This window comes from Leclercia sp. EC_58, from assembly GCF_019584355.1.
Classification (GTDB): Bacteria; Pseudomonadota; Gammaproteobacteria; order Enterobacterales; family Enterobacteriaceae; genus Enterobacter.
In genome coordinates, this window is the sequence record NZ_VDAM01000001.1 from 1,421,858 (window position 1) to 1,435,961 (window position 14,104).

Below are 14,104 nucleotides of genomic sequence, written 5' to 3' on the forward strand. Positions count from 1 at the left end.
CATGGCAAAAAAAATCACGGTGTTGGGTACCCGCGGCATCCCGGATGTCTTAGGCGGCGTTGAAACCCATTGTCAGAATCTCTACCCGGCTATCCGCCAGCAGTATGAGGTGGAGATTTGCGTCATTGCCCGGTCACCCTACGTACCCTACCGGCGCTCACGCTACAAAAACGTGGAGACCCTGGCGCTGTGGGCGCCCAAAAAACGCAGTTTTGAGGCCATTGTGCACTCTGTTATTGCTGCGTTGAGGACATTCGTCGATCGATCCGATATTGTTCATGTTCACGCTATCGGGCCGGGCCTCGTGGTGCCGCTGTTACGCCTGCTGGGTAAACGCGTGGTCTTTACCCATCACGGGCCGGATTACGATCGCCAGAAGTGGGGCAAGACGGCGAAAAAAATCCTCATGCTCGGCGAGAAAGTGGCGGTGAAGTATGCCAACGAAGTGATTGTGATCTCCGAGGTGATCAACCAGCTGATCCAGCAGAAATACCACCGTTATGATGCGCATCTGGTTTATAACGGGGTTAACGTGCCGGGCCCGCTGGATAAAGAGACAATCGATAAGATCCTCGGACGGTATGATTTGCAGCCAGGGCGCTACATTGTGATGGTCGGGCGTTTTGTTGAAGAGAAGGGGATGCATGATGCCATCGCCGCATACCAACAGTCGGGCCTGACGCTGCCGCTGGTGCTGGTGGGGGATGCGGATCATCCCTCTGAATACAGTTTGCGTTTGAAACAGCTCGCGTTTGACACGCCTGGCGTGGTGATGACGGGGTTTTTAAAGGGCGAGGCGTTGCAGGTGGTCTTCTCTCAGGCGTCGCTCTTTGTGATGCCGTCGTACCATGAGGGTTTACCCATTGCGCTACTTGAGGCGATGTCCTATTCCCTGCCAGTGGTGGTGAGCGATATTCTGCCGAACCTCGAGGTCGGTTTGCCGGATGAGACCAGTTTTAAGCTGGGAAACGTTGCTGATTTAGCAGCAAAAATGGCAAGTCAGGCGCATTTGCCCCGCGTTGATTACGGCGATTTTCTGAAGCGTTACAACTGGGATGAAATCGCCAGGAAAACCGTCTCCATTTACCACAGATTAGACAAATCAATAGGTTAAAATTGACCAGTAAGCCCAGAAACCCGATCGTTATCGATCGTTTTTACGAAGTGCTTGATAAGAACGTGACCGCTCAGCTGACGCCTGAGCAAAAAGAGGAGATCGAGAGCGCGATCGTCTCGATCACCCTGGCGTCGCGGCACCGGATCGATATCCGTAAAAGTTTCCCTTTCTTCGGCAAACGCCTCTATATGGTGTTTTTACTGGGGCGGGATCTCCGCACGCGTACGCGCCCGGAGTCAAAGCTGTCGCGTATCGTGGTCACTTTTCTCATTCTGTTTGCCACACTGTTCCTGCTGTGTTGCGTGCTGCTGACGCTCTATATGATCAAATCGGCGTTGGGGATAGACCTGTTCCAGCACTTTCACGTCGGGATCTGGGACTGGTGGCTTAACCTGAAGTATCAGTAATTAACAGGTGCCTTATGGCACCTGTTAGCTTGCAGGTAATTAGGTGTTATAGCCGCCGGGATTGTTCTTCTGCCAGTTCCATGCGTCGCGCATCATCTCATCTAGATTGCGCGTCGCCTGCCATCCGAGGAGCTGGCGCGCCAGCGATGAATCTGACCAGCACTCTGCCACATCGCCGGATCGCCTGCCAACGATGCGGTAATTGATTCTGGTCTGCGCCGCTTTTTCGAATGCTTTGATCAGGTCAATCACCGAATAACCGACGCCGGTACCGAGGTTGATGACCTTGAAGGCATCCCCTTCGTCTTTATGATCCAACGCCGCCAGGTGGCCGTGGGCCAGGTCCATCACATGAATATAATCACGAATGCCCGTTCCATCAGGCGTGGGATAGTCATTGCCAAAGACGGTCAGACACGGCAGCTTGCCGATAGCAACCTGAGAAATATAGGGTACAAGATTATTGGGGATCCCGTTTGGATCTTCGCCCAGGCGTCCGGAAGGGTGCGCCCCCACCGGATTAAAATAGCGCAGGCAAGTGATCCTGAATTGCGGTTGCGCCGCCGCGAAATCTCGCAAAATCTGCTCCACCATCAGCTTGGAAGTGCCGTATGGGTTAGTTGTACCGCCAGTAGGGGACTTTTCGCTTAAGGGAACGGTATCGGGATTGCCATAAACCGTGGCCGAGGAGCTGAAAATAAGGCTGGGCACACCCGCCTGCTGCATTTCCTGTAGAAGCACCATCGTCCCGGCCACATTATTTTCATAATAGGCGAGAGGGTGTGCAATAGATTCAGAAACCGATTTAAGACCAGCGAAGTGAATGACGTCGGTGATGCGGTGTTGAGTGAAAAGGGTTTTTAAAGCGTCGCGATCCAGAATGTCAGCAATACAGACTATTGGCCGTTTGCCCGTTAATTCTGCAACCCGGATTAATGACTCCTGCGAGGCATTTGAAAGGTTATCAATGACAACGACCTCTTCTCCCCGCTCGAGTAATGCCAGTACCGTATGTGAACCAATATAGCCTGCACCGCCCGTAACCAGAATCGCCATATTAACGCCCTCAAAAAGCCAGCAGTGGCCCGCGCACTGACGTGGCGGAGCAGGGGAGCTCTTTTACAGTGTTTTATCCTGTCACTCTGGTTAGATTAGTTCTGAATACCGATATTGTCACTTAGCTAAAAAGACGCTTTCGGTGATTCACCATCACTTTATAAGCCAGCTTTTTAAGGGTGGAAAGTAGGCTGAAAGTCAGGTGTTTTGTATCGTAGACAATATAGTTATCGGTAAAGTTTAACGTGTGGATACCGTCACTGTTATTAATCGAGGGGCTTATTTTACCGACCAATTTTTCTTCATATTTATGCGGCGTCAGATTGGTCAATTCCTTGATGAATATGGATTTTCCATAAAACCCAGCACTGCACTCCTGGGTAAAGAGGTAGGTTTTATCGTTGATCGAGTAGGGCTTTCCGGCGCCTCTGGCATGCATATTACAGATATCCAGGTCAGGAGAAATTTGCTGCCAGTCACCGAGAATAGCGTCTGAGGTGTGGATCACCAGTTCATTGTCCATGGTGGTGGAGGCCATGAAATTCACACCATTCAGCTCAAAGATCACGTTATCCGTCACGGCCATATCGGAAACCAGAACTTTCACCTTTTCCCAGCGCGCGGGAAAATCAACCGACTGGAACAAAATGACCTCTTTCCGCTCTGCCGATTCCGGGATCATAAACAGTTTGCCGTCGAGTTCGAACAGGAAGGGAAAGGAGAGGTGGCATTTTAAATCGTCAAACCCCTCGAGCTTAACGTCCTCTATCTCCTCCAGATCTTTATTAAGGACACGGCAGCGCAGTACCCCCTTTGAGGTGAGGAAGGAGAAAGCTTCATAAAAAACATACAGCCGCTCACCTTTATCGATAATAAAAGGATCGGCCTGGAAAATATATTTTTTATCAAGCTGCCGTGCTTTCGCATTACAGAGAATATCCAGCGTGTTTTCCGGGAAAACATGCTGGCCGTGACTGTTGATGACCATAATGTCCCAGGACTCATGGAAGAACAGCTTTTTGATTATTCTGTTATTTTTATTGAACATTTTACCATGGTACTCATGAGTAAATATGAATAAACTCAGAAATAAGCGGTGTCTTTAGTCCCAGAAGTATGAAAGGTGAATCATAACACTCGCTCTTCCCGCGCAGTAACATATCAACATTAGCCCAGCGTTTACGCATGGAAATAGTAATATTGGGTGAGTCCGGGAATATATCGTGTGAAATAAAATCTTCTCTGTTGGACGTAACACTCTGGGGAAAGGAGTATTTAATGTGCATTAACAAACTGCCACGCCGTAAAAAGCGGTTGTTACTTCTTGTCGCCGGAGCACTGCTATTCCTTTCAGGGGGCGCCTGGGCGGAGCGCGCAGACAGGTTACAAACGGTGAATCCGCCCGCCCTTAACGGCCCTTTGGCAAACCCGGGAAACGGTGTTGCCCGTTTTCACGATCAGGACTTAAGCATTGCCGACTACCCGGCGACGGGACTTGAGTATCGACGCTATTACTGGCGCGAAGTGGAGCCGCGAGAAGGGCAGTACAATTTTGCGCTGGTAGATGAGGGGTTTGTTGCTGCGGCCGCGCATCAGCCAGCCATGAATGTCGGACTGCGGTTTATGATCCTTGATGGGCCGGAGTCGGGCTCAGAGATCCCCCAATGGCTTATCGATAAAGGGATCAAAGGCACCTGGACACCGGATCACAAAACCTTTTCCCCCGATCTGGACGATCCCATCTATATGGCTTATGCCCGGCGCCTGCTGCAGGCATTTGGCGCGCGCTATAACAATAACCCGGAACTGGCGTTCATCGATATCGGGATGGTCGGCGCATGGGGAGAGTGGCACAACAGCAATTTCCCGAACCTGCCGCCGTTACAGGAGCGCTATCCGTCCGCGCTGCTCAACCAATACGTTGATATGCATTTCAGCGCTTTCCCTGACACACCTAAAATCATGCTGATTAACGGCTATGATTCCGTGGCCTATGCGGCAAAAAAAGGGGCTGGCTGGCGGGCGGACTGTTGGGGAGACTGGCGCAACTTCAGCCCCACCTGGAGTCACATGGCCACAGATTACCCGGAACGTATCGCGGCGGCGCAGTCAGCCTGGCCGGGGTTCAACGAGGCATGGAAAAAAGCGCCTGTCAGCCTGGAGATTTGCGGTCATATGGCGGAATGGCTGACCGAGCAGAAGTATACGCGTCAAGAGGTACAGGCCACCTTTGACTGGGCGCTGGCGCAGCATGCCAGCACTCTGAATATTAAATCTACCGAAATACCGAAGTCCTATCGCGATATCGTCGACAAGGCGCTGGCCAAAATAGGCTACCGCTTCCGGGTGGTATCGCTGACCCATCCGGCGAGCGTGCATGCAGGAGAGGCCCTGTCGCTCAATAGCCAATGGTCAAATGATGGCGTGGCGCCCGTTTATCTGCGTTATATCCTGGCCTGGCGGCTGCAGGATAATGGCGGGGGCACGGTTGCCCAGGGCAGCGCCGGGGATGACATCCGCCAGTGGCTGCCGGGGAGGCACAGTTCGGCTTATCAGCTGGCTACTCCGCGTAACCTTGCGGCGGGGCGCTATCAACTGGACGTGGCGCTGATGGATAAACACAACAAAGCGCGTATTCAGCTGGCTAACGAGGGGAAACTCAATGACGGCTGGTACAGGCTCTCGTCGATCGTGATTAACTGACCAGTTTCTTTCTATATAAAGAAAGCTTCTTCTATATAGAAAGCTTCTCCCGATGCGCTCAGGAAGCCCTTTCCCGCGCTTCCTGACGAAGAATATCGTTCTCTTTGTGGATAACTCTGTGGGCAAGCAGGTATAAGGCGGGCTTTTGCTGGGGAATGCAGCAGTCAGTCATTTTTATGACATTTAAGGGTTGCGGGCGCCGGAGAACTCCCTATAATGCGCCTCCATCGACACGGCGGATGTGAATCACTTCACACAAACAGCCGGGCCGGTTGAGGAAAAAAGCGAAAATAATCGCTTGACTCTGAAAGAGGAAAGCGTAATATACGCCACCTCGCAACGGTGAGCGAAAGCCGCGTTGCACTGCTCTTTAACAATTTATCAGACAATCTGTGCTGGCAAGGCTGGGACGGAAGTCACTGTCGTTCTCAAAATCGGTGGAGCTGCATGACAAGGTCATCGGGCATTATCTGAACATAAAACACTATCAGTAAGTTGGAGTCATTACCTTATCTACTTTATAAGCCTGCTCTTTTCGAAGTTTGCGGGCTTTTTTGGCGTCCAGCTCACGCTGCGCTATCAGTTTGTCGATGTACTCTTTTTTGAGGTGATTGGTTTCGGCGTTGGTCAGCAGACGGCCATGGGCGATACGCGCGCGGTCGAGCAGGGTTTTCAGTTCGCGCTGCTCGCTTTCCGTCATCTCTTTCTGGGTCAATCTTGGTGTGGACATACCTGAAGCCTCCTGTGAAAGAGGCTTCAGTGTAAAGCATGCCTTTGCTGCGGCGAAGTGAATTAACCTTCCTTCACCACATCGCTTTTCTTTTGCCCCTCGAGCGGCTTACCCGACCAGTAACCCGCCAGCAGCGAGCCGGAAAGGTTATGCCATACTGAGAAGAGCGCGCCCGGCAGCGCTGCCAGCGGCGAGAAGTAGATTTTGCCGAGAGCTGCGGCGAGCCCGGAGTTCTGCATCCCCACTTCAATCGCCAGCGTGCGGCAGGTGGATTCGTCAAAGCCGAACAGCTTTCCGCCCCAGTAGCCGCCCATCAGGCCAATAATGTTGTGCAGCACCACGGCGATAATTACCACAAAACCGACAGAGGCAATATGCGCCGCAGAACCGGCGACCACGGCGCTGATGATCGCCAGAATACATACCATTGAAAACGCGGGCAGAGCGGGCTCAACGGCTTTTACCACGCGAGGGAACAGGTGATGAATCACCAGCCCCAGCGCAATCGGGATCACCACGATTTGCAGAATGCTCAGCAACATTCCCATCACATCCACCTGAATGTGGGCATCCACATACAGACGGGTCAGTAGCGGGGTCGCTACCACGCCAACCAGGGTGGAGACGGAGGAGATAGTCACCGACAGCGCCACATCCCCTTTCGCCAGATAGATCATCACGTTGGAGGCGGTACCGCTGGCCACGCTGCCCACCAGTACCATCCCGGCGGAGAGGTCTGGCGGCATCTTAAAGGCGATAGCCAGGGCCCATGCCGCCAGGGGCATCATCAGATAGTGCAGAAAGATCCCCGCCGCAACCGGGGCGGGACGCGACAGGACGCGTTTAAAATCGTCGATTTTCAGGTGCACGCCCATGCCGAACATGATCAGCATCAGCAGCGTGGTGACCCACGGGCCGACAGGGGTAAACGTGGCGGGCGTATAATAGGCTATAACAGAGAGCAGCAGCGCCCATAACGGGAACAGCCGGGTGATGGCGGATAACATACGGATTCCTTGCGATTTGTTGTGTTGTTTCGTTATTAAAAAGCCGGGATCGAGCCCGGCTTAGAGATATTGTTTATCGTGCTAAGTAATTTTGTTCAATCAAATAATATTCATGATCGCTGACGTACGCTCTTCCAACTCAGGCCAAAGCGGGCCAGATATTTGCGGAGCCTGTCGGCATCGTTAGGATTCGCTTTTTTCAAACGCGAGACGGCAAAAAGTTCGCGTCCGGCCTCAGACATGGAGGCACTGCGGCGACAGACCTCCAGCACGGTTTCCAGTTGACGCAAATCGAAAAGGTCGATCGCCATTTCTGCCGTAGCCGGTAGCGAAACAGCCTGCCAGTCACTAAGCAGACGGGCAATTTCCTCCTCAACCAACGCCAGCGTGATGCGCCCCTGCTCGGCAAGCGTGGCCATTCGCGCCACAGAAGAGCCCAGTTCACGAAAGTTACCGCGCCATAACGCTTGCGGAGAGTCAGCAAAACGTAGATAACGCTCGCGCGCCTCTTTGTCGAAGCGAACCTGCGATTGTGCTTCGGTCGCAAAGCGTTGCAGTTCGTACTCCACGTTGGGGGCGATATCTTCCCGGCGCTGCGCCAGGCCGGGCAGGGCAAAACTCCACATATTGATACGGGCGTAGAGATCTTCGCGAAAACGACCTTCCGCCACCCACTGGCGCATATCCCGGTGCGTGCCGGCAATCAGCTGAAAATCGCTCCTGACCTCTTTATCGGAGCCAAATGGGAAGAAGGTTTTTTCTTCGATAGCTTTTAACAGCATGGCCTGTTCATCGAGGCCCAGTTCGGCAATCTCATCTAAGAACAGCACGCCGCCGTCGGCCTCACGCAGCAGCCCGGCGCGGGCGGCGACTGCCCCGGTAAAAGCCCCTTTGACATGGCCAAAAAGGGTCGACATGGCATTGTCGCCCCGCAGCGTGGCGCAGTTTACTGCCACCAGCCTGCCGGAAAGCTGATGACGGGATTGCTTAAGCTGGTAGATGCGGTTGGCGAGAAACGATTTTCCGGCCCCCGTTGGGCCAGTCAGCAGGAGAGGGGCGGTTGAGCGCAGCGCCACACGCTCAATCTGATCGATCAGGGTGTTGAAGGTGGCATTGCGGGTATCAATCCCGGCTTTCAGGAACGAAACGGATTCCTGCTGTTCACGCTGAAAGCGGCTGGTCAATGTGGCATAACGGCTTAAATCCAGGTCGATGATCGAATAACGTCCGACGGGGACGGCCTCTTCTGGCGCCTCCCTGCTGGCAGGGCCGGTCTGGATCAGGCTGGCGGGGAGATACCGCGCTTCGGTCAGCAAAAACCAGCAAATCTGCGCCACGTGCGTACCGGTGGTGATATGCACCAGGTACTCTTCATGCTCGGTGTCAAACTTATAGTGTGTGGCGAAGTCGAGGAAGGCGGCGTAGACCTCCTCAAAATCCCAGGGATCGGCGATGGTAACGGGACATGCGTGCACGGTGGTATGGGGGGAAAGCTGGCTGATATCTTCCGTTATCTGTTCCGCCATCCCCCGGTCCTGCGGCTGGTGGAGCAGCTCAAGCCTGTCGACGGGCAGATCGGGCTGGAGGCAAAGCGCGACCGTTGGGCGCCATTTACGTAAGCGGTTAGCCCGCTTGCCGCGCTTATCCATCACCGTACCCAGTACCCCAATAACCACTCGCCGCTTTTTCATGTTTATCCTGCAAGATAAAATCCGATATCAAAAGATAAAAAAATTCTGCGAGTCAGGCAACGCTTTAAGAGGGAAGATGAATAAAGAATAATACAATCAATGAGATATGTTTTTTATGTTGAGGGTGATTATTCTGGCACGCTTCTGGCAATACTTCTCAGTAATAGATAGCCCTGAGGGTGAGCATAATGAAACAGACTGATTTTGACGTTTTAACGACGCAGCACGGCGCACCGGTAAAAATGTGGACGCACGGGGTGCCCGTTGAGCCAGAGGCGCGCGAGCAGTTGCTCAATACCGCAAAGATGCCGTTTATTTTTAAACATCTGGCGGTGATGCCGGATGTGCATCTCGGAAAAGGCTCTACCATTGGCAGCGTGATCCCCACCAAAGGGGCTATCATTCCGGCGGCGGTGGGGGTGGATATCGGCTGCGGGATGATTGCCGTACGAACATCGCTTTTGGCAGGCGACCTGCCGGATAACCTTCACGGGCTGCGCAGCGCCATTGAACAGGCGGTGCCGCACGGGCGGACCAATACCCGCTCCCATCGCGATAAGGGAGCATGGGCAAAGACGCCGGATGAGGTGGATAACCACTGGGCCCGGCTGGCGCCGCGCTTCAAACGCCTGACGGATAAATATCCGCAACTGCTGAAAACCAATAACCATCAGCATCTGGGGACGCTGGGCACCGGGAACCACTTTATCGAGATCTGCCTGGATGAGCAGCAACGCGTCTGGGTCATGCTGCACAGCGGTTCGCGTGGCGTGGGTAATGCCATCGGCAACGTGTTTATCACGCTGGCGCAGAAGGATATGCAGCAGCATATTGCCAACCTGCCTGACAGAAACCTGGCCTATTTTCAGGAGGGGAGCCGGCACTATAACGACTATATCGAAGCCGTGGAGTGGGCACAGGATTTTGCGCGCCATAACCGCGAGGTGATGATGTCCCGCGTGCTGGCCGCGCTCTCGCGTATTGTGCCAAAGCCTTTCCTCACGCAGCAGGAGGCGGTGAATTGCCATCACAACTATGTCCAGAAAGAGCGTCATTTTGGTGAAGAGGTCCTGGTGACGCGCAAAGGGGCGGTGTCGGCGCAGAAGGGCGAGATGGGGATCATCCCCGGGTCAATGGGGGCGAAAAGTTTTATCGTGCGCGGCCTGGGAAATGAAGAGAGCTTCTGCTCCTGCAGCCACGGGGCAGGGCGGGTGATGAGCCGCACGGCGGCCAAAAAACGCTTCACCGTCGCCGATCAGGTTCGCGCAACGGCTCACGTCGAGTGCAGAAAAGACAGCGAGGTTATCGATGAGATACCGATGGCCTATAAAGACATCGATGCCGTCATGGCGGCGCAGGCCTCGCTGGTCGAGATCGTCCATACCTTGCGCCAGGTGGTATGTGTAAAAGGATAAAAAAGGGCCCGGTTGACCGGGCCCTTTTTTGTTATTCAAACAAGTTATGATGCAGTTTCTGCACGACCTGCTCGGCTTCATGGCCTGGTACCAGGAAGCAGAGGTTGTAGCTGGATGCGCCATAGCAAATCATGCGGATGTTAAATGGATCCAGCACGCCAAACACCTCTTTGCCCACGCCGCTGGCGCGGGACAGCTCGTTACCGATGATCGCCACCAGGGCGAGATCTTCTTCCACCTCGACGCGGCACAGCTCAGAAAGCTCCATCAGCAGGGACTGCGTCAGCAGGGTATCGCCGGTGGAGGTTGAGCCGGTGGTGTCCAGCGTCAGGGCGATGTTCACCTCTGAGGTGGTGACCAGATCAACCGAGATGCTGTGGCGCGCCAGAATGCTGAACACCTCGGCCAGGAAGCCGCGGGAGTGCAACATGCTCAGGCTGTGCAGGGTCAACAGGGTCTGTTTGCGACGCAGGGCGATGGCGCGAAACAGCGGCGGATTTTCGGTGGTGTTGCACACGATAGTGCCGCCCGCTTTTGGATCTTTGCTGGAGCCCACAAAGACCGGGATATCGCTGCGTACCGCAGGCATCAGAGTGGCCGGATGCAGCACTTTCGCGCCGAAGGTCGCCATCTCGGCGGCCTCTTCAAAGGCTATCACGTCAATACGTTTGGCGGCAGGCACCACGCGCGGGTCGGTGGTGTAGATGCCGGGCACGTCCGTCCAGATATCCACGCGGGAGGCGCGCAGAGCCTCACCCAGCAGGGCTGCGGTGTAGTCGCTGCCGCCACGGCCCAGCGTAGTGGTGCGGCCTTTGGCTTCGCTACCGATAAAGCCCTGGGTGATGACAATCCCTTCCGCCAGACGCGGTGCCAGCTGTTGGGTCGTCAGTTCGGCAATGGCTTCAATATCCGGCTCGGCACGACCGAAACGGTCGCTGGTGCGCAGCACTTTACGCACGTCAAACCACTGCGACTGAACGTTACGCTCGCGCAGCACTTCGACAAACAGCAGGGTCGACATCAGCTCACCGTGGCTGACCAGTTCGTCGGTCAGGGCGGTGGAAGTCGCCAGCGAGGCAGCTTCGGCCAGGGTGATGATATTTTCCAGCAGGCGCTCAATCTCTTCGCTGATGACGCTGGGATCGCGCAGGCGGCTAAGGATATCGAACTGAATTTTGTGCAGCGCTTCCAGCTTCGCCTGGCGCTCGCTCGCTTCCAGCCCTTCTGCCAGGGCAACCAGCAGATTAGTGACGCCCGCCGAAGCAGACAACACCACCAGCCGGGTATTCGGATCGGCCAGCACCACATCGGCGCTGCGGTTCATGGCATCAAAATCGGCCACGCTGGTACCGCCAAACTTGGCGACAACAAAACTCGTCATAACAACCTCGTGTCAGGGAAGGAAAAGAGCGACCATGGCACAAGGACAAAATAGTTTTATCGGTGCAGGCGCAAATACCGTGTGTATAAATAAAATGTGCAGAGGATCCTGTCAACGCCGGGATTATGCGGATTTTTCATGCTGCCTTCCATATGAGAAACAGGACTTATAACAGCTATACTTTTGGTGCTTTTGCACTGCACTTGATGCAGGCCAGGCCAATGGCATAAAAACCATCACAATTTTTGGCGACAGAGGCTACAATCGACCGAGGTCACAATTCTCAATTCAGAAGAGTATTGCTATGAAAAATATCAACCCAACGCAGACTGCAGCCTGGCAGGCATTACAGAAACACTTTGATGAGATGAAAGACGTCACCATCGCGGAGCTGTTCGCGAAAGACGGCGATCGTTTTAATAAGTTCTCCGCGACCTTCGACGATCAGATGCTGGTCGATTTTTCCAAAAACCGCATCACCGAAGAGACGCTGGCAAAACTGCAGGATCTGGCGAAAGAGACCGATCTGAGCGGTGCCATCAAGTCCATGTTCTCTGGCGAGAAGATCAACCGCACCGAAGATCGCGCCGTACTGCATGTTGCACTGCGTAACCGTAGCAATACTCCAATCATCGTTGACGGCAAAGATGTGATGCCGGAAGTGAACGCCGTGCTGGAAAAGATGAAAACCTTCTCGGAAGCGATCATCTCAGGCCAGTGGAAAGGCTACACCGGCAAACCGATCACCGATGTGGTGAACATTGGTATCGGCGGCTCCGACCTCGGCCCATTCATGGTGACCGAAGCGCTGCGCCCGTACAAAAACCACCTCAACATGCACTTTGTCTCTAACGTCGATGGCACCCACATCGCCGAAGTGCTGAAAAAAGTGAACCCGGAAAGCACCCTGTTCCTGGTGGCGTCCAAAACCTTCACCACCCAGGAAACCATGACCAACGCCCACAGCGCGCGCGACTGGTTCCTGAAAACTGCCGGTGATGAGCAGCACGTGGCGAAACACTTCGCGGCGCTCTCCACCAACGCTAAAGCGGTCGGCGAGTTCGGCATCGACACTGCCAACATGTTCGAGTTCTGGGACTGGGTTGGCGGCCGCTACTCCCTGTGGTCCGCGATCGGTCTGTCCATCATCCTCTCCGTGGGCTACGACAACTTTGTTGAGCTGCTCTCCGGCGCGCATGCGATGGACAAACACTTCTCTACCACTCCGGCAGAGAAAAACCTGCCGGTGCTGCTGGCGCTGATCGGCATCTGGTACAACAACTTCTTTGGTGCCGAAACCGAAGCGATCCTGCCGTACGACCAGTACATGCACCGTTTCGCGGCCTACTTCCAGCAGGGCAACATGGAATCCAACGGTAAATACGTTGACCGTAACGGCAACGCCGTGGATTACCAGACCGGCCCAATCATCTGGGGTGAGCCTGGCACCAACGGCCAGCACGCGTTCTACCAGCTGATCCACCAGGGCACCAAAATGGTACCGTGCGATTTCATCGCTCCGGCCATTACGCACAACCCGCTGTCTGACCACCATCCGAAGCTGCTGTCGAACTTCTTCGCGCAGACTGAAGCGCTGGCGTTCGGTAAAGCGCGTGATGTGGTTGAGCAGGAGTATCGCGATCAGGGTAAAGATCCAGCGACCCTGGATCACGTGGTGCCGTTCAAAGTGTTCGAAGGCAACCGCCCAACCAACTCCATCCTGCTGCGTGAGATCACCCCGTTCAGCCTGGGCGCGCTGATTGCCCTGTATGAGCACAAAATCTTCACCCAGGGCGCGATCCTGAACATCTTCACCTTTGACCAGTGGGGCGTTGAGCTGGGCAAACAGCTGGCTAACCGCATCCTGCCTGAGCTGGGTGATAACCAGGAGATTAGCAGCCACGACAGCTCCACCAACGGCCTGATTAACCGTTATAAAGCCTGGCGCGCATAATTCTGCTGCGGTCTGTCTGCCCGGTGGCGCTACGCTTACCGGGCCTACAAAACCCCCGTAGGCCGGGCAAACGGAGTGCCGCCCGGCAGATCTGCACAAAATATAAACAAAAAATATAGATCCCCGTCACATTTTTGCGTTATACAGGAATCTCGTCCCGGAGAATGAGGTGCTGTATGACATCCCTGACTCGCCCACGCGTTGAGTTTATCTCAACCATTCTGCAGACCGTGCTGAACCTGGGTCTGCTGAGCCTTGGCCTGATCCTGGTCGTCTTCCTCGGTAAAGAGACGGTGCATCTGGCTGATGTGCTTTTCGCCCCTGAGCAATCCAGCAAATACGAGCTGGTTGAAGGGCTGGTGGTTTACTTTCTCTACTTCGAATTTATCGCCCTGATCGTCAAGTACTTTCAGTCTGGCTTCCACTTCCCGCTGCGCTACTTTGTCTACATTGGTATCACCGCGATTGTGCGACTAATCATCGTCGATCATAAATCGCCCCTCGACGTGCTGCTCTACTCGGCGGCTATTCTGCTGCTGGTGGTCACCCTCTGGCTGTGCAACTCGAAGCGACTGAAACGGGAATAAAAAAAGGGCGGCCCGAGGGCCGCCGAATACAGTCACAAGTTTGGATCAAGACATCA

12 protein-coding genes and 1 pseudogene are annotated in these 14,104 nt (G+C 54.4%); 7 read left to right on the forward strand and 6 right to left on the reverse strand.

What is annotated here, in order from left to right; genetic code table 11:
* Nucleotide 1: 1 nt before the first annotated feature.
* Nucleotides 2-1,114, forward strand: a complete 1,113-nt coding sequence (locus FHC51_RS06960) for a glycosyltransferase family 4 protein (protein ID WP_103825459.1) — start codon at nucleotides 2-4, stop codon at nucleotides 1,112-1,114.
* A 2-nt stretch (nucleotides 1,115-1,116) separates the two neighbouring features.
* A complete protein-coding gene (locus FHC51_RS06965) occupies nucleotides 1,117-1,524 on the forward strand; it encodes a hypothetical protein (RefSeq protein ID WP_220435178.1) in 408 nt (135 codons plus the stop codon).
* Between the two features lie 39 nt (nucleotides 1,525-1,563).
* On the opposite strand, the gene galE is transcribed toward FHC51_RS06965, so the two are convergent.
* Nucleotides 1,564-2,580 carry a UDP-glucose 4-epimerase GalE gene (gene galE / locus FHC51_RS06970; protein ID WP_220435179.1) on the reverse strand — a complete coding sequence of 339 codons (1,017 nt, stop codon included), beginning with the start codon at nucleotides 2,578-2,580 and terminating at the stop codon, nucleotides 1,564-1,566.
* Between the two features lie 121 nt (nucleotides 2,581-2,701).
* Nucleotides 2,702-3,628, reverse strand: coding sequence for a hypothetical protein (locus FHC51_RS06975; RefSeq protein ID WP_103177927.1), 927 nt, complete (start codon nucleotides 3,626-3,628; stop codon nucleotides 2,702-2,704).
* 236 nt (nucleotides 3,629-3,864) lie between these two features.
* Between FHC51_RS06975 and FHC51_RS06980 the strand changes: the two genes are divergently transcribed.
* Nucleotides 3,865-5,283 carry a DUF4832 domain-containing protein gene (locus FHC51_RS06980; protein ID WP_375373816.1) on the forward strand — a complete coding sequence of 473 codons (1,419 nt, stop codon included), beginning with the start codon at nucleotides 3,865-3,867 and terminating at the stop codon, nucleotides 5,281-5,283.
* Nucleotides 5,284-5,678: 395 nt separating this feature from the next.
* Nucleotides 5,679-5,777: pseudogene (locus tag FHC51_RS06985) on the forward strand (IS1 family transposase); the annotation flags it as partial.
* Here FHC51_RS06985 and FHC51_RS06990 read toward each other — a convergent pair.
* The 3 genes from FHC51_RS06990 to rtcR all read right to left on the reverse strand — a co-directional run bounded on the left by FHC51_RS06990 (nucleotide 5,771) and on the right by rtcR (nucleotide 8,711).
* On the reverse strand, nucleotides 5,771-6,013 hold the full coding sequence (locus FHC51_RS06990; protein ID WP_220435181.1) for a DUF3811 domain-containing protein: 243 nt from the start codon (nucleotides 6,011-6,013) through the stop codon (nucleotides 5,771-5,773). The pseudogene FHC51_RS06985 and the gene FHC51_RS06990 sit on opposite strands and share 7 nt — an antisense overlap.
* A gap of 62 nt (nucleotides 6,014-6,075) precedes the next feature.
* Complete coding sequence (panS, locus tag FHC51_RS06995) at nucleotides 6,076-7,020, reverse strand: ketopantoate/pantoate/pantothenate transporter PanS (RefSeq protein WP_220435182.1); 945 nt, start codon at nucleotides 7,018-7,020, stop codon at nucleotides 6,076-6,078.
* A 110-nt stretch (nucleotides 7,021-7,130) separates the two neighbouring features.
* Nucleotides 7,131-8,711 carry an RNA repair transcriptional activator RtcR gene (rtcR, locus tag FHC51_RS07000; RefSeq protein ID WP_220435183.1) on the reverse strand — a complete coding sequence of 527 codons (1,581 nt, stop codon included), beginning with the start codon at nucleotides 8,709-8,711 and terminating at the stop codon, nucleotides 7,131-7,133.
* A gap of 188 nt (nucleotides 8,712-8,899) precedes the next feature.
* On the opposite strand from rtcR, the gene FHC51_RS07005 reads away from it, so the two are divergent.
* Complete coding sequence (locus tag FHC51_RS07005) at nucleotides 8,900-10,126, forward strand: RtcB family protein (RefSeq protein WP_220435184.1); 1,227 nt, start codon at nucleotides 8,900-8,902, stop codon at nucleotides 10,124-10,126.
* Between the two features lie 31 nt (nucleotides 10,127-10,157).
* Here the strand turns inward: FHC51_RS07005 and lysC are convergent, their stop codons facing one another.
* Nucleotides 10,158-11,507 (reverse strand): lysine-sensitive aspartokinase 3, encoded by a 1,350-nt coding sequence (lysC, locus tag FHC51_RS07010; RefSeq protein WP_220435185.1) that lies wholly within the window; start codon nucleotides 11,505-11,507, stop codon nucleotides 10,158-10,160.
* Nucleotides 11,508-11,811: 304 nt separating this feature from the next.
* Between lysC and pgi the strand changes: the two genes are divergently transcribed.
* Nucleotides 11,812-13,461, forward strand: a complete 1,650-nt coding sequence (gene pgi / locus FHC51_RS07015) for a glucose-6-phosphate isomerase (RefSeq protein ID WP_114388198.1) — start codon at nucleotides 11,812-11,814, stop codon at nucleotides 13,459-13,461.
* A gap of 176 nt (nucleotides 13,462-13,637) precedes the next feature.
* A complete protein-coding gene (gene psiE / locus FHC51_RS07020) occupies nucleotides 13,638-14,048 on the forward strand; it encodes a phosphate-starvation-inducible protein PsiE (RefSeq protein WP_114316161.1) in 411 nt (136 codons plus the stop codon).
* Nucleotides 14,049-14,104: the final 56 nt, after the last annotated feature.

Bases quoted from the DNA above. Each gene is read 5' to 3' on its own strand.
- FHC51_RS06990 (WP_220435181.1), bottom strand. From the start codon at position 6,013: ATGTCCACACCAAGATTGACCCAGAAAGAGATGACGGAAAGCGAGCAG.
- lysC (WP_220435185.1), bottom strand. From the start codon at position 11,507: ATGACGAGTTTTGTTGTCGCCAAGTTTGGCGGTACCAGCGTGGCCGAT.
- rtcR (WP_220435183.1), bottom strand. From the start codon at position 8,711: ATGAAAAAGCGGCGAGTGGTTATTGGGGTACTGGGTACGGTGATGGAT.
- FHC51_RS07005 (WP_220435184.1), top strand. From the start codon at position 8,900: ATGAAACAGACTGATTTTGACGTTTTAACGACGCAGCACGGCGCACCG.
- galE (WP_220435179.1), bottom strand. From the start codon at position 2,580: ATGGCGATTCTGGTTACGGGCGGTGCAGGCTATATTGGTTCACATACG.
- FHC51_RS06960 (WP_103825459.1), top strand. From the start codon at position 2: ATGGCAAAAAAAATCACGGTGTTGGGTACCCGCGGCATCCCGGATGTC.
- pgi (WP_114388198.1), top strand. From the start codon at position 11,812: ATGAAAAATATCAACCCAACGCAGACTGCAGCCTGGCAGGCATTACAG.
- panS (WP_220435182.1), bottom strand. From the start codon at position 7,020: ATGTTATCCGCCATCACCCGGCTGTTCCCGTTATGGGCGCTGCTGCTC.
- psiE (WP_114316161.1), top strand. From the start codon at position 13,638: ATGACATCCCTGACTCGCCCACGCGTTGAGTTTATCTCAACCATTCTG.
- FHC51_RS06975 (WP_103177927.1), bottom strand. From the start codon at position 3,628: ATGTTCAATAAAAATAACAGAATAATCAAAAAGCTGTTCTTCCATGAG.